Source organism: Plantimonas leprariae, assembly GCF_008802405.1.
GTDB classification, from domain to species: Bacteria; Pseudomonadota; Alphaproteobacteria; order Rhizobiales; family Rhizobiaceae; genus Plantimonas; species Plantimonas leprariae.
On record NZ_VZDO01000001.1, the window covers coordinates 40884 to 55791 of the forward strand.

Genomic DNA, 14908 nt, shown 5'->3' on the forward strand with positions numbered 1-14908 from the left:
CGCCACCGTGTACGACTGGCTCATCGTAGGCGCCGGCTTCGCCGGCAGCGTCCTGGCCGAACGTCTGGCGACGCAGCACGACGCGCGCGTCCTGGTGATCGACCGCCGTCCGCACATCGCGGGCAACGCGTACGACTGCCCGAACGAGGCGGGCGTGCTGATCCACCAGTACGGCCCGCACATCTTCCACACCAATTCGGAAAGCGTCTTCGACTACCTTTCCGCCTTCACCGAATGGCGTCCGTACGAGCACCGCGTGCTCGGTGTCGTGGACGGCAGAGAAGTCCCGATCCCGATCAACCGGACGACGCTGAACGAACTCTACGGCCTGTCGCTCGCGACGGAGGAGGAGGCCGCGGCCTTCCTCGCGACCCGCGCCGAGCCGGTGGCAAGGATCCGCACGTCCGAGGACGTGGTGGTGAGCGTCGTCGGGCGCGAGCTCTACGAGAAGTTCTTCCGCGGCTACACGCGCAAGCAATGGGGCGTCGACCCGTCCGAGCTCGACAAGTCGGTGACGGCGCGCGTTCCGACCCGCACCAACACCGACGACCGCTACTTCACCGACAAGTTCCAGGCGATGCCGCTCCACGGCTATACGAAGATGTTCGAGCGCATGCTCGACCATCCGAACATCGTGGTGCGGACCGGCGTCGACTTCGTCGACATCCGCGATCAGGTCGATTTCCGGCAGCTGATCTTCACCGGGCCGATCGACGAATACTACGACTACCGCTTCGGCCGCCTGCCCTACCGCTCGCTCCGCTTCGAGCATGTGACGCTCGACAAGGAATGGCACCAGGGCGTCGCGACGGTGAACTATCCGCAGACCGAGGTCTACACCCGGATCACCGAATACAAGCACCTGACCGGGCAGTCGCACCCGAAGACCAGCCTGACCTACGAATACCCCTCGGCCGAAGGCGATCCGTACTATCCGATCCCACGCGACGAGAACCAGGAGATGTTCCGCAAGTACCAGATGCTCGCGAAGGACGATCCGGACGTCCATTTTGTCGGCCGGCTCGCGACCTACCGCTACTACAACATGGACCAGGTGGTGGGTCAGGCGCTCGCGACCTTCAAGCGGATCGACGAGATGACGCGGATGCGCCCGGCGATGCTCCGCAGCTTCGGCACGACCGCGCATGCCGTCGAGGATCGCCTGACGGCGCAGTGACCGCCGACGGATCGCAGCCGGTTCCGCCCCTTTCGGAACCGCCTGCAACACAAGGACCCGCCGGCCGCCCGGCGGGTCCTTTGCCATGGGTGCGGGTTTCCGGCGGCGCGCCTTATTTCGAGACCGAGGACGGACGGCCGTGGACGCCGGTCGGGCACAACGAGGCCGTCGACTGGATCGACCTCGCCGGCCTGTTCCATCGCCGCGATCCCGGCGGCGTCGACCGCCATCTCGCGATGCTTCGCGCCAACGGCGTCACCAGCCTGCGGCTGATGCTGGAATACTCGCAAGGCTGGCATCGCTATTTCGAGCGCCCGGCCGGTTCGCCGGTGCCGGCGATGGTGCGGCTCTGGGACGACCTCTTCGCGCTCTGCGAGCGCCACTCGATCCGCATCCTCCTGACGCCGTTCGACACGTTCTGGATGGGCCGGCGCTTCGCCCACCATCCCTGGTCGTGCCGGCAGGGCGGCCCGCTAGCCAGCCTGCGCGAGCTTTTGACTTCGCCGGAAGCGCGCCGCCTCACCAAGGCGCGCTTCGAGTTCGCGATCCGCCGCTGGGGCGGCAGCGCCGCGCTGTTCGGCTGGGATCTCATGAACGAGATCCATCCCGACCTGAACGGCGGCGAGGAAGCCGGGCTCGCCGATTTCGTCCACGACGTCGCGACGCATGTCCGAGGGCTCGAGATGCAGCTTTACGGCCGCTCGCATCCGCTCTCGGTTTCGGTCTTCGGCCCGCATCTCGACGGGCTGCACGGCGCAGCGCTCGCCGACCTCGCCTTCCGCCACCCGGACCTCGACTTCGCCACGACGCATCTCTACGAGCCGGGCACGATCGACGCGCCGAAGGACACGGTCGCGTCAGCGCTCGCCGTCGGACGGCTCGTGACGCGCGCGCTCGGGGAAATCCGCGACGGCCGACCGTTCCTCGATTCGGAAAGCGGCCCGATCCACACGTTCAACGATCGGCGGCGAACCCTGACGGAACCGTTCGACGACGAATACTTCCGCCATATGAGCTGGGCGCATCTGGCATCCGGCGGTGCGGGCAGCGGCATGCGCTGGCCCTATCGCCACCCGCATCGCCTGACAGCCGGCATGCACGACGCGCAAAAGATGCTCGCGCGGTTCTGCGGTCTCGTCGACTGGCGGCGCTTTCGACGCGCGCCTCTCGGCGGGAGGGTCGAGGTCGCCGACGTAGGGGTCGCCGCCTTCGGCTGCGGCGACGAGGACCAGGCCGTGGTCTGGCTCCTTCAGACGGGACCGATCGGGAAGGACGGCCGCCTGTTCCCGGGCGTCGCCTCCCCCGTTCGGCTGGCGCTCCGCCACCAGCGTCCCGGCCGCTATTCGGTTGCCGCCTTCGACACGAAAGGCGGCGCGACGACGGAGTTCGAGTCGGAGACGGCGGAAAACGGTATCCTGACCTTCCGGACGCCTCCCTTCAGCACCGACCTCGCGCTCGCCATCCGCCTCAAACGGTGACGCGCCAGACGAACTCGCGGCTTTCGCCCGGCGGCACATGCAGGATGCCGGGCTTCTCGGCGAAGTCGCCGTCCCAGCCGACCTGGCTCGCCATCGAGAACCACGGCTCGATGCACAGGAACGGCGCGCCGCTCGGCTTCGACCAGATGCCGAGGTCCTTGTAGCCGTCCCAGGCAAGGGTGATCGCCTTGACCTCCCCGCCGTCGCGGCGGAGGGCGGCGAAGCGCACGCTGCGGCTCTGCACGTCCGGCAAGACGAGCGCGTCCTTGGCGAAAAGTTCCTCGCGCAGCGGCAGCCGGTCGCCCTCGAACGGCGTCGAAGGTTTCGGCGCGGCGAGCAGCCCGCCCTCGACCGACAGCACCGGTCCGGTTTCCGGCCGATCGAAGACGAGGACGTGGCTGTCCTTCGGCACGCCCTCCGCCAGCGGCCAGGCGAAGCCCGGATGCGCGCCGACCCCGCAGGGCAGCACTTCGTCGCCAGGATTGGTGACGCGCGAGGTCACGGTCAGCGTCGAGCCGGCGACCGCATAGATCTGCTCGAAGCGGAACGGATAGGGAAACGCTGCGCCAGCCGCCTCGCCGCCTTCCAGCCGGAGGACGGCCCGCCGGTCGGCGCGCTCCGTCCATTCGAAACGGCTGTCGCGGGCGAAGCCGTGCTGGGTCAGACGATAGCCACGGCCTTTCGCGTGCAGCGTGTCGTTCGCCAATCGCCCGACGATCGGAAACAGCACCGGCGCGCGGCGCGGCCACTCCTCGCCCGCCTGCCAGAGAAGTTCCGCCCCGGCCGCATCCCTGACGCTCTGCAGTTCCGCACCCTCGGCCGCGATCTCGACCGTGATGCCCTCCGCCGCGATGCGGTGCGTCTCGCTCATGTCCCGACTTCCCCTTCCCGTTTCGGCCGGGTGATGAGATAGGGAGCCGGGCAAGCTTGTCTTCGCCGCCGCCCGTCCGAACCTACAAGGAGGCTGGAAACCGATGTCGTCGCTGAAATTCGGCACCAGCGGGCTGCGCGGCCTTGTCACCGATCTCGTCGGGGAACCGAGCTTCCGCTGGGCGAGTGCCTTCCTCGCGCACCTCGATCGGCCGGACGCCGTCTTCGTCGGGCGGGACCTCCGCTCGTCCAGCCCGCAGATTGCGGCCGACTGCATCGCCGCGGCGCAAGCCGCCGGCGTCGAGGCGGTCGATTGCGGCGCGCTGCCGACTCCGGCGCTGGCGCTGGCCGCCATGAAGGCGCAAGCCCCCGCGATCATGGTGACGGGCAGCCACATCCCGGACGACCGCAACGGGCTGAAATTCTACCGGGCCGAAGGCGAGATCGGGAAGGACGACGAGGCCGGCATCCTCGCTTGCTTCGCCGAGATCGAGCGGGCATCGCCGGCACGAACCGACGCGACGTCCGCGGCGAGGACGCTCGATGCGCTGGAGCCCTATCGCCGTCGCTACGCGGACTTCTTCGGCGGCGATGCGCTTTCGGGCCTCCGTATCGGCGTCTACCAGCATTCCACCGTCATGCGCGACGTGCTCGTCGATCTCATCGAAGCCTTGGGTGGAACGGCGGCGCCGCTCGGCCGCGCCGACAGCTTCATACCCGTCGACACGGAGGCGCACCGGCCGGAAGACGTCCGGCAGATCGCCGAGTGGGCGGCCTCCGGCGAGTTCGACGCCTTCGTCTCGGCGGACGGCGACGCCGACCGCCCGCTCGTCGCCGACGAGCACGGACATATCCTGCGCGGCGACGTGCTGGGCCTCCTGACGGCCCGCCATCTCGGCCTTCGCACGATCGTGACGCCGGTGACATCCAGCGCCGCCGTCGACACGTCCGGCGTCGCGAGCCGGGTGGTGAGGACGAAGGTCGGCTCGCCTTTCGTGATCGCCGGCATGGTGGAAGCGGCCGCGCGCGGCGCGACCGACATCGCCGGCTTCGAGGCGAACGGCGGCTTCCTGCTCTATTCGCCGATCGAGCGCGACGGCCAGCAACTCGACGCGCTGCCGACGCGCGACGCCATGCTCCCGATCCTTTCCGTGCTGGCCGAAGCAAGGGCGAAAGGCGCTTCGCTCGGCGCGCTGGTCGACGGCCTGGAGGCGGGGCACGCGGCGGCGCACCGCCTGCAGGACGTGCCGGCCGACCGGAGCGGCCCGTTCCTCGACCGGCTCGCGAACGACGCGGCCTGGCGCGCGAGCTTCCTCGCGCCGGCCGGCGTGGTGGCGGAGGTCGACGCGCTCGACGGCGTGCGCTCGGTTCTCGCGGACGGCTCGACCGTGCATTTCCGCGCCTCCGGCAACGCGCCGGAACTGCGCTGCTACGTCGAGGCGGCGAGCACCGAGAAGGCGCGAGAGCTCCTGCAATGGGGCCTCGCCGCGGCGGAGAAGGAGGTCCGCTGATCGGCCCTTGCGCGCCGGCCCTGCCGCGTCCATGAAGTCGGCCGGAGCCGTTCATCGTATGGGAAGGACCTGAGCCGTGCAGTCTCGTGCCGCCGTCGCCTGGGAGGCGAAGAAGCCGCTGACGATCGAGACCATCGAGATCGAGGGTCCGAAGCCGGGCGAGGTTCTGGTGGAGGTGATGGCGACGGGCGTCTGCCACACGGACGCCTACACGCTGTCCGGCCTGGATTCGGAGGGCAAGTTCCCGGCGATCCTCGGCCACGAGGGCGCCGGCATCGTGCGCGAAGTCGGCGCAGGCGTCACGACGCTGAAGCCCGGCGACCACGTCATCCCGCTCTACACGCCCGAATGCCGCAACTGCAAAAGCTGCCTGTCGCGGCGCACCAACCTCTGCACCGCGATCCGCGCGACGCAGGGCCAGGGCGTCATGCCGGACGGCACGAGCCGCTTCCGCTGCTCCACGGACACCGTGTTCCACTACATGGGCTGCTCGACCTTCTCAAACTTCACCGTCCTGCCCGAGATCGCGCTCGCCAAGGTCCGCGAGGACGCGCCGTTCGACAAGATCTGCTACATCGGCTGCGGCGTCACCACCGGCATCGGCGCGGTGATCTATACGGCGAAGGTCTGGCCCGGCGCCAACGTCGTGGTGTTCGGCCTCGGCGGCATCGGTCTCAACGTCATCCAGGGTGCCCGGATGGTCGGGGCCGACAAGATCATCGGCGTCGATCTGAACCCGGCGAAGGCCGAGATGGCGCGGAAGTTCGGCATGACCGACTTCATCAACCCGAACGAGGTGGGTTCGGACAAGGTGGTGCAGGCGATCGTCGACCTCACCGGCGGCGGCGCGGACTTCTCGTTCGACGCGACCGGCAACACGAATGTCATGCGTCAGGCGCTGGAGTGCTGCCATCGCGGCTGGGGCGAGTCGATCATCATCGGCGTCGCGGAAGCCGGCCGCGAGATCGCGACGCGGCCCTTCCAGCTCGTCACGGGGCGGGTCTGGCGCGGCACGGCCTTCGGCGGCGCGCGGGGGCGCACCGACGTGCCGAAGATCGTCGACTGGTACATGGAAGGCAAGATCAACATCGACGACCTCATCACCCACGTCATGCCGCTGGGTGAGATCAACACCGCCTTCGACCTCATGCACGAGGGCAAGTCGATCCGATCCGTCGTCACGTTCTAGGGCACCGGGCTTCGGGACTCCTTGCTCGGGAATTGTTGTCGGCACATATAATCCGTGCAGATCAGCTTCGATCCTGCCAAGCGCGACCGCATACTCGCCGAGCGCGGCCTCGATTTCGCCGATGCGGCCGAGGTCTTCGCCGGGCTGACGCTGAATCTACGCGACGAGCGGTTCGACTACGGCGAGATACGGTTTCAGACTTACGGAACTCTCGCAGGGCGGATCGTGATGGTCGTGTGGACGCCGCGAGGCGACACTCGCCACGTGATCTCGATGAGGCATTGCCATGAGCGGGAAGCACGAAGAGTCCGGAGCCACCTGGGTTGATCCCGACGATGCGCCGGAATGGACGGACGAGATGTTCGAGCGTGCCGACCTCTACGAAGGGGGCAGGCTGATCCGTCGTGGCCGTCCGCCGGCCGAGCACCCGAAGCGGCGCGTGACGCTCCGCCTCGACGAGGATGTCGTCGCGGCGCTGCGTGCCAGCGGGCGCGGCTGGCAGACGCGCGTCAACGGCGCCCTGCGCGAATGGATCGCCCGGCAGGGCGGCGATCACCCCTGAATCTTCCGACGCATCCCTTCCCCTTCCGAAAGAGAACCGATGGAAACACTCTCCACCGCGAAGGCGCATGGCGGCGTGCAGGGCGTCTATCGCCACCAGTCGCGCGTCACCGACACGGCGATGACCTTCGCGGTCTTCGTGCCGCCGGGCGGCGCGGAGCGCAAGCTGCCGGTGGTCTGGTTCCTGTCCGGCCTGACCTGTACCCATCAGAACGCGATGGACAAGGCCGAGTACCGCCGCGCCGCCGCCGAACTCGGCCTGATCGTCGTTCTGCCGGACACGTCGCCACGCGGGCAGGGCGTGCCGGACGATGAAGACTGGCGGTTCGGCTCGGGTGCCGGCTTCTATCTCGACGCGACGGAGCGGCCCTACGACCGGAACTACCGGATGTATTCCTACCTGACCGACGAACTTCCGGCGCTGGTCGCCGTCAATTTTCCGGCCGACATGACACGGCAGGCGATCACCGGCCACTCGATGGGCGGCCACGGCGCGCTGACCATCGCGCTGAAGCACCCGGACCGGTTCCGCAGCGCCTCGGCCTTCGCGCCGATCGTGCAGCCGACCACGGCGGGCTGGTCGCGGCCGGCCTTCGAGAAATATCTCGGCCGCAACCCGAAGGCGCACCGCGCCTACGACGCGACGCTCCTGATCGAGGACGGCCACCGCTTCCGCGAGTTTCTGGTCGATCAGGGCGACAAGGACTCGAATCTCGACGACGGCCTGCGTCCCTGGCTCCTGAAGGACGCCTGCGCCAAGGCCGGCATTCCGCTGACGCTCAACATGCGCGAAGGCTACGACCACTCCTACAACTTCGTCTCGACCTTCATGCCGGACCACTTGGCCTGGCACGCCGAGCGGCTGCGGGAATGAGCGCCGCCGCGGCGCGGCCGACGCTGCCGGACATCCTCGCCTGGATCGTGAGCCAGGGCCTGTCGGCAACCGAGCCGGAGGCTTTCCTCGCCGGCCTCGGATCGCGCATCGCCGGCCTCGTGCCGCTCGACCGCCTGTCGATCGGCGTGCCGACGCTGGATCCGAACACGAGGGGAGCCAGCGTCACCTGGACCAGCGACGGCGCGGTCCGGCAGGATTTCTCCGCCTACGGTCCGGAAGGCGAGGCGGAGTTCCGGAAGTCGCCGATCTACTACGCCCGCGAGAACGACCTCATGCAGGCGAACTGGAACCTCGGCGGCGGCGAAGGACTCGCCGACTTTCCGTTGCTCGCGACCCTGGCGGCGGACGGCCTCAGCCACTACGCGCTGCGGCTCTTCGCCTTCCCGAACGAGCCGTACATCAACGGCATGGCACTCAGCTTCGCCACCCGCCGCTCCAACGGCTTCTCGTCCGAGGACCATGCCGTCATCGACGCACTGCTCCCGACGATCGCCCTCGCGGTCTATCGCATCCTGCTTTCGGAAATCTCGTCCGAGATGCTGCGGGTCTATGTGGGTCCGCGCACCAGCGAGCGCGTCCTCGCCGGCGCGGTGCACCGGAACGAGGGAGAGGCGATCGAGGCGGCGATCCTCTTCGCCGACCTGAAGGGTTTCACGGAGCTCTCCGAAGCGCATCCGGCCGAAATGGTGGTCGGCCTCCTGAACGAGCATTTCGACGTGCTCGACGCGCCGATCGCCGAGCATGGCGGCGAAATCCTGAAGTTCCTCGGCGACGGGCTCCTCGCGGTGTTTCCGCTCGACGGCGACGGCACGGCCGCCTGCGGCCGGGCGCTGCGCGCCGCACACCACGCGCTCGTCGCGACGGCCGAGCTGAACCGCCTGCGTGCCGCGACCGGCCGGCCGGCGATCGACCTCGACATCGCCCTCCATGTCGGCGAGGTGTTCTACGGCAATGTCGGCGCGGCGCGGCGGCTGGACTTCACCGTGATCGGCGCGGCGGTGAACCTCGCCAGCCGGATCGAGCAGCTCTGCGACCGGCTCGGGCGCAACCTCGTCCTGTCGGAGAGTTTCGCCCGCCAGTGCGGCGTGCCGGCCGTGCCGCTCGGCCGCTTCGAGTTGAAGGGCATCCGGGCGGCGCAGGCCGTATTCGGCATCGACGGCGGCGAGTAGAAGCGGTTCAGACCGCCGGCCAGATGTGGTGCTGCGGGCCTTGCTTGTCGAAGCGATGGTAGGTGTGGGCGCCGAAAAGGTCGCGCTGGCCCTGGACGAGGTTCGCCGTGCCGCGGGCCCGGCGGTAGTCGTCGAAATAGGATAGGGCCGCCGCCAGCGCCGGCACCGGAACGCCGGCGAGCGCGGCTTTCGAGACGACGCGGCGCAGCGCAGCCTGCCCCTTCGACACGCGTCCCGAGAAGGTCGGCGTCTGCAGGAGGTTGATCACCGTCTCGCCCGTCTCGTAAGCCTTGGCGATGTCGTCGAGGAAGCTCGAGCGGATGATGCAGCCGGCGCGCCAGATGCGCGCGATGACGCCGAGCGGCAGGTCCCATTTCCATTCGAGGCTGGCCGCCGCCATGATGGCGTAGCCCTGCGCGTAGGCGATGATCTTCGCCGTTTCCAGCGCCTCCTCCAGTTCGGTCAAGCCTTCGGCATCCGCCTTGAAGGTCGAGGCCGGCAGGTGGGTCTTCGCGTCGGCGTAAATCTTCTCGACCTCCGCCCGCTCCTCGCGCCGCGAGGAGACGCCCCGCGCCGAGACGGCGGATTCCAGCGTCGTCGCGCCGATGCCGAGCTTCTGCGCCTCGATCACCGACCAGCGGCCGGTGCCCTTCTGGCCGGCTTCGTCGACGATGACGTCGACCAGTGGCTTGCCGGTCTCCTCGTCCGTCTCGGCCAGCACCGTCGCGGTGATCTCGATTAGGTAGGAGGAGAGGCCCCGCGTGTTCCAGTCGGCGAAGACCTTGGCCATATCGGGGGCGGCCATGCCGGCGCCATCGCGCAGGATGCCGTAGATTTCGGCGATCATCTGCATGTCGGCATATTCGATGCCGTTGTGGATGGTCTTGACGAAATGCCCGGCCCCGTCGGTGCCGAGCCAGGCGACGCAGGGAACGCCGTCGTATTTCGCCGCGACCGGCTCGAGGATCGGCTGCAGGCGCTCCCAGACCGCCTTGTCGCCGCCGACCATGATCGAGGGCCCGTGCCGCGCGCCCTGCTCGCCGCCCGACACGCCCATGCCGACGAAATGGATGCCCGAACCCTCCATCGCCCGGTTGCGGCGAACCGTGTCGTTGAAGTCGGCGTTGCCGCCGTCGATCACGATGTCGCCTGCGTCGAGCAGCGGTTTCAGGTGCTCGATCTGCTCGTCCACCGGCTTACCGGCATTCACCATGATCAGGACGACGCGCGGGATCTTCAGCGAGGCGACGAAGCCTTCCAGCGTTTCCTCCGGGTGGAGGTTGGCGGCGAGGTCCGGGTTGTCGTCGCGGACCCCGAACGCCTTCGACGTGGTGCGGTTGAAGAGCGCAGTGGCGAACCCTTCCTCCGCGATGTTCAGGGCCAGCATCGCCCCCATCGTGCCCATGCCGATCACGCCGATATCGGCTTTGGAATCACTCATCGCCACTTCCCCCTTGGGCTCGTTTCGAGGGTTAGTTTCGCTCGGGCTTTGCGTCAACGGCGGGGTTCGGCGGGCGCGAAAAGAAAAGGCCCCGCCGAACCGGCGGGGCCACCTTCCGAATTGCGTTTCGATGCAGTCGTCAGGCCGCCTTGGCGAGCGGTTCCTCGCTGTCGGCCATCGCCTTCATATAGAGGTCGAGCAGCGTGTCGTGCTCGTCGCGCTCGTCCTGGTCCTGCTTGCGCAGCTTGATGATCTCCTTGAGGATCTTCACGTCAAAGCCCTCGCCCTTCGCCTCGGCGAAGACTTCCTTCTTGCCTTCGTTGAGATCGGCGATCTCCTGGTCGAGCTGCTCGATCCGCTCGATGAAGGACCGGATCCGGCCGCCCGAGGCTGTGGATACGTCGTCGCTCATGGTTGCTCCTTTGCAAAAACTGGCAAGCGGAACTTGTGGCAAAGGAAGGTAAGCGAGGACTTAATTCCGGACGACCCGACGCAGGCGCTCACGGTCGCGGATGACCGCAAATCGGGAGATTTCGTCGCCTTCGATGCGCGCCGCGCGCACCAGATCGTCGACGGCTTGGCAGTGGGAACGCTTCAACGCTTCCACCGTCGAAATGCGGCCGGTCAGGTAGTCGGCAAGGATGCTCGTTAGCGATTCTTGCATCGCGAATTCCCCTTTTCGCTAAACCCCACGGAGGCGAAGCTGGACCGACTTCGAGTCCGGACAAGGTCGAAATTGCGGCGGGAAAGCGGCGAGCTTGGACATCCGGCGTTGAAACAATCGCTTAAGCTTCGTGAAAAATTTTTTTGGCCAATTGACGAAAAATTCACTCATTTGGGCCTGTGCGTCGGGTTCCTAGGAAATCGTTCCCTTAATCCACGAGAAGCGCCTCGACCGCCAAGGCGTAGGACAGCGGTCCGAAGCCCGCGACGACCCCGCGGCAGACGCCGGCGATGAACGAACGGTGGCGGAAATCCTCGCGCGCGTGGATGTTCGACAGATGCACCTCGACCACGATGGCCTTCGCCCCGGCGATGGCATCGCGGATGGCGATCGAGGTGTGGGTGTAGGCGCCGGCATTCAGCGCCACCGGCACATCCGACAGGCCGGCTTCCTGGATCCAGTCGACGAGCTGGCCTTCGCGATTGGTCTGCCGGAAGTCGATCGCGGCGCGACCGTCGAAACGGGCGCGAAGGTCGGCCTCGATGTCGGCGAGCGACTTCGTGCCGTAGACGCCGGGCTCGCGCGTGCCGAGGAGGTTGAGGTTCGGGCCGTTGAGAACGAGGATCTTCTGCATCGTCAGGACTCCAGCGCCCCCGGCTTCTTGACGGTCGCGGAAGGGCGCGAACCGAGGAGCTTCATCAGATCCTCCCCGACCCGAGTGGAGCGCTGGCTGCGCCGGGTGAGGATCAGGCCGGCCTGCGGCGCGGTGACGGCGACCTCGCCCTCCGCCTCGCCGGGGCTGGCGATGACGGTCGCGACGAGTTGCCCTTCCTCCACCCGGTCCCCCGGCCGCGCGTGAAAGAGGATCGCGCCGCCCACCGGCGCGCGGATCATCTCGACATTGTCGAGCGGCGTCGCCTCGCCCGGCCATTCGGCCGGCGGCTCGACGCCTTCGTCGCGGATCGTGCCGCGGGCGACGAGGAAGCGGTAGAGGCCGAGCGCGTCGGCTTCGGCCAGCTCCGGCGAAACGTCGGCGCGCCCGCGCAACTCGACCGTCGTCACGGCGAGACGGCGCCAGTCGGGATCGTCGTCCGGCAGCGCGCGGTAGGGCGCATAGGCGGCCTCCTCGAAGGCGCCGTCCGACGAGTCCCGCCACGCCAGCACCGCTTCAGAGCCGAGCGAGGCGGCGAGGTCCCGCATATGCGGCCAGAAGGGCGCAGGCACGTAGATGTAGTTCAGGGATTCGTCGTCGCAGTGGAGGTCGAGCACGAGGTCGGCACCGAGGGCGAGCTTGAGGAGCCGGGCCTTCAGGCGCTTCTCGGCGGCGACCGGCGCGTCGTCGCCGGGAAGACCCGACGTGTCGGTCGTATCCAGGAGCGGGAAGTCGCGGTTGTAGTTCGTGCGGGAGTGGAACGAGAAGCGGCCCATATGCTCCGAGAAGAGGTGCTCGCCGGCGGCGATGGGATTGGCGTGCGGCACGACGGTGACGTCGCCGAGGAGCCGACCGTCGCGTTCCGCCTCGGCCAGCATCGGCACCAGCCGGTGCAGGGCGACGACGCCCGGCAGCTCGTTCGCGTGCAGCGCCGCCTGCAGATAGGCGGAAGGCGCGCCGCCGCCCGTGGCGCGGAAGCGCAGGACAGGCAGCCGCCATTCGGTGCCGGGCGTGTCGCCGCGCACCACCTCGACCGTCTTCTCCACCATGCCGACCCTCGCGCCCGCCTCGCCTCGATTCGGCGCCACGCATAAACCTCTGCACGGAAAATGCCACTGCTGCGGCAGGCATGAGCGCCGCGCATGGAAGCCCTGCCGGATCGGGCCTTCAACCAGCCGGCACGCAGCCCGATCTCAAGTATCGAAACATGGAGACGCAGATGACCGCCGCCGGCCCCACCCGATCCTTCCGCTCCGCCCTCGCCGCAATCGCGACGACGCTGGCCGGCGCACGCGACTGCGCCAGCGCGGCGGAGGCCGGACGCCGCCCGTCCGACCGGGCGCTCCGCGCCGTCGGCATCGCGCGCCGCGACTGGGACGGCATCGGCTCGCGCTGAACCGCCCCCCGGCGCGGCCGCCCCCCTTCCCCGCCTCAGTGCAGGAAGGCGAAGGTTCCCGGCCGAAGCTGCTCGACCCCTTCGAGCAGCATCTTCACCGCGACGTAGAGGATGATCGCGAGGCCCACATAGGCGATCCAGCGATAGCGCTGGAGCAGCCCGGCGATGAGGCTGGCGGCCAGACCCATCAGCCCGATCGACAGGACCAGGCCGACGATCAGCACCCAGAGGTGCTCGCCGGCCGCGCCCGCGACCGCGAGCACGTTGTCGAGCGACATCGACACGTCCGCGACGACGATCTGCCAGACCGCCTGGCCAAGAGTTTTACGTCCCGCACGGCCTTCGGCTTCCGCGATCTCGGCGTCGGGGTCGTGCTGCGGCTGGCGCAGCTCGCGCCACATCTTCCAGCAAACGTAGAGGAGCAGCAGGCCGCCGGCGACGAGAAGCGCGCCGCCGAAGCCGAGCAGCCATTGCGTGGTCGCGGCGAAGACGATGCGCAGCACCGTCGCGGCGATGATGCCGACGAGGATCGCCCGCGCGCGCTGCTCCTTCGGCAGGCCGGCCGCCGCGAGACCGATGACGATGGCGTTGTCGCCGGCGAGCACCAGATCGATCATCACGATCTGCAGCAGCGCCGTCAGCGAGTCGACGGTCAGAAAATCCATTCGCTCAACCTTGTCCCCGAGCGCACTTCCACCGTCCGGCCGTCGGCGAGCCGGGAGGCGGTTCGCGCATTTCTCCGATCGCAATCCAGGTTCGCCCCATGCCCGGACTCGCGGGCGGACCATCGGCGGCGGGGCGGGCGCAAGTCAATGCCGATCGCGCCGCCGGAGCGCACCGGCTCGTTGTTTCTTCACGGCTGGAGGGTGCCGATCCCGATCAGCACCCGCTGCGTTTCGGCCATGGTCCGCGTGAGTTCGGCGCGGAAGGCATCGCCGTCGAGATAGGCGTCGTCCCAGCCGTTGCGCCGAAGCGCCTCCTTCCAGCTTGCGCTCGCGGCCATCGCCTTCACGTCGGCGGCGATCCGCGCCACCTGCGCCTCGTCGAGGCCGGGAGCGGCGGCGACCATGCGCCAGTTGCGCATCGTCACGTCGACGCCCGCCTCCTTCAGCGTCGGCGCGTCGATGCCGCCGGCACGCCGTTCGCCGGTAACGGCAAGGAGCCGCAGCCGGCCCGCCGCGACCTCCTTCGCGAAGTCGCCTGCACCGGAAATCCCGGCCGCCGCCTCCCCTGCGAGGATGGCCGCCAGCACCTCGCCGCCGCCGGAAAAGGCGACGTAGTCGACGGCCCGCGGGTCGGCGCCGACCGCCTCGGCCAGCAGCGCCGCGGTGATCTGGTCCGCCCCGCCCGTGGAGCCGCCGGCGACGGCGAGCGCGCCGGGATTGTCCTTGAAGGCCTTCAGGAAGTCGCCGATCGTCCGGAAGGGCGACGCTGCGGCGACCACGATCGCCTCGGGCTCGCCGGCGAGGCGCGCGATCGGCGTCACCTGATCCAGCGTCACCGTCGAGCGGTCGGCGAGGATCGCGCCGACCATCGCGTCGCCGCCGACGATGAGAGCCGACGGGTCGCCCTCCTTCTCCGCCGCGAACTGCGCGAGGCCGATCGTCCCGCCGGCGCCCGGTATGTTCACGACGGCGACGTCGCTGGCGATCTTCGCGTCCCGCATCGCGGCCTGCATGGCGCGGGCGGTCCGGTCCCAGCCGCCGCCTGCCGCGGCCGGAGCCGTGATCTCGTATCGCGCGGCTTGCGCGCCGGCCCGCCCGCACAGGAGTGCCAGCGCGATCATCGCGGCCGCGCCGAGAAGCGATCCCTTCATGCGTTTCTCCCGAACGAGCGGGCGATGCGCACCGCTCGCTCGCGGATGCCGCCCGGCGGCAATATGGCGGTCCGGCGGCCGCCGGCATC

The 14908-nt window shown here is 68.8% G+C and carries 17 protein-coding genes; 9 read left to right on the forward strand and 8 right to left on the reverse strand.

The window, feature by feature from the left end:
- The first annotated feature begins 7 nt into the window (after positions 1-7).
- The gene (gene glf, locus F6X38_RS00175; protein WP_150967519.1) at positions 8-1177 is read left to right on the forward strand and encodes a UDP-galactopyranose mutase; all 1170 of its coding nucleotides are present in this window, start codon (positions 8-10) and stop codon (positions 1175-1177) included.
- Positions 1178-1266: 89 nt separating this feature from the next.
- Positions 1267-2655, forward strand: a complete 1389-nt coding sequence (locus tag F6X38_RS00180; protein WP_425482810.1) for a glycoside hydrolase 5 family protein — start codon at positions 1267-1269, stop codon at positions 2653-2655.
- Here the strand turns inward: F6X38_RS00180 and F6X38_RS00185 are convergent.
- Positions 2645-3526 (reverse strand): aldose 1-epimerase family protein, encoded by an 882-nt coding sequence (locus F6X38_RS00185; protein ID WP_150967521.1) that lies wholly within the window; start codon positions 3524-3526, stop codon positions 2645-2647. The two genes, F6X38_RS00180 and F6X38_RS00185, sit on opposite strands and share 11 nt — an antisense overlap.
- A gap of 103 nt (positions 3527-3629) precedes the next feature.
- On the opposite strand from F6X38_RS00185, the gene F6X38_RS00190 reads away from it, so the two are divergent.
- The 6 genes from F6X38_RS00190 to F6X38_RS00215 all read left to right on the forward strand — a co-directional run bounded on the left by F6X38_RS00190 (position 3630) and on the right by F6X38_RS00215 (position 8850).
- Positions 3630-5036, forward strand: a complete 1407-nt coding sequence (locus tag F6X38_RS00190; RefSeq protein ID WP_150967522.1) for a phosphomannomutase — start codon at positions 3630-3632, stop codon at positions 5034-5036.
- 76 nt (positions 5037-5112) lie between these two features.
- The gene (locus F6X38_RS00195; protein WP_150967523.1) at positions 5113-6225 is read left to right on the forward strand and encodes an S-(hydroxymethyl)glutathione dehydrogenase/class III alcohol dehydrogenase; all 1113 of its coding nucleotides are present in this window, start codon (positions 5113-5115) and stop codon (positions 6223-6225) included.
- Positions 6226-6279: 54 nt separating this feature from the next.
- Positions 6280-6552, forward strand: coding sequence for a BrnT family toxin (locus tag F6X38_RS00200; protein ID WP_150967524.1), 273 nt, complete (start codon positions 6280-6282; stop codon positions 6550-6552).
- Positions 6512-6787 carry a BrnA antitoxin family protein gene (locus F6X38_RS00205; protein WP_150967525.1) on the forward strand — a complete coding sequence of 92 codons (276 nt, stop codon included), beginning with the start codon at positions 6512-6514 and terminating at the stop codon, positions 6785-6787. Before F6X38_RS00200 ends, F6X38_RS00205 begins: the two co-directional genes overlap by 41 nt.
- 39 nt (positions 6788-6826) lie before the next feature.
- On the forward strand, positions 6827-7660 hold the full coding sequence (gene fghA, locus F6X38_RS00210; protein ID WP_150967526.1) for an S-formylglutathione hydrolase: 834 nt from the start codon (positions 6827-6829) through the stop codon (positions 7658-7660).
- The gene (locus F6X38_RS00215; protein WP_150967527.1) at positions 7657-8850 is read left to right on the forward strand and encodes an adenylate/guanylate cyclase domain-containing protein; all 1194 of its coding nucleotides are present in this window, start codon (positions 7657-7659) and stop codon (positions 8848-8850) included. Before fghA ends, F6X38_RS00215 begins: the two co-directional genes overlap by 4 nt.
- A gap of 7 nt (positions 8851-8857) precedes the next feature.
- On the opposite strand, the gene gndA is transcribed toward F6X38_RS00215, so the two are convergent.
- From gndA to F6X38_RS00235, 5 genes are all read right to left on the reverse strand, one after another.
- Positions 8858-10291, reverse strand: coding sequence for an NADP-dependent phosphogluconate dehydrogenase (gndA, locus tag F6X38_RS00220; RefSeq protein WP_150967528.1), 1434 nt, complete (start codon positions 10289-10291; stop codon positions 8858-8860).
- A 139-nt stretch (positions 10292-10430) separates the two neighbouring features.
- Positions 10431-10703, reverse strand: coding sequence for a DUF2312 domain-containing protein (locus F6X38_RS00225; RefSeq protein ID WP_150967529.1), 273 nt, complete (start codon positions 10701-10703; stop codon positions 10431-10433).
- A 60-nt stretch (positions 10704-10763) separates the two neighbouring features.
- A complete protein-coding gene (locus F6X38_RS23210) occupies positions 10764-10955 on the reverse strand; it encodes a hypothetical protein (RefSeq protein WP_161992566.1) in 192 nt (63 codons plus the stop codon).
- A gap of 208 nt (positions 10956-11163) precedes the next feature.
- On the reverse strand, positions 11164-11589 hold the full coding sequence (gene aroQ / locus F6X38_RS00230; RefSeq protein WP_150967530.1) for a type II 3-dehydroquinate dehydratase: 426 nt from the start codon (positions 11587-11589) through the stop codon (positions 11164-11166).
- Between the two features lie 2 nt (positions 11590-11591).
- Entirely contained in the window at positions 11592-12656 is a 1065-nt protein-coding gene (locus F6X38_RS00235) for a succinylglutamate desuccinylase/aspartoacylase family protein (protein ID WP_150967531.1), read from the reverse strand.
- A gap of 170 nt (positions 12657-12826) precedes the next feature.
- Between F6X38_RS00235 and F6X38_RS23215 the strand changes: the two genes are divergently transcribed.
- Positions 12827-13003: a hypothetical protein gene (locus F6X38_RS23215; protein WP_161992567.1), complete on the forward strand. Its 177-nt coding sequence runs from the start codon at positions 12827-12829 to the stop codon at positions 13001-13003.
- Positions 13004-13038: 35 nt separating this feature from the next.
- Here F6X38_RS23215 and F6X38_RS00240 read toward each other — a convergent pair whose 3' ends face one another.
- A complete protein-coding gene (locus F6X38_RS00240; protein ID WP_150967532.1) occupies positions 13039-13668 on the reverse strand; it encodes a TerC family protein in 630 nt (209 codons plus the stop codon).
- Between the two features lie 188 nt (positions 13669-13856).
- Positions 13857-14789, reverse strand: a complete 933-nt coding sequence (locus F6X38_RS00245) for a Bug family tripartite tricarboxylate transporter substrate binding protein (protein ID WP_246191148.1) — start codon at positions 14787-14789, stop codon at positions 13857-13859.
- Between the last annotated feature and the right edge of the window lie 119 nt (positions 14790-14908).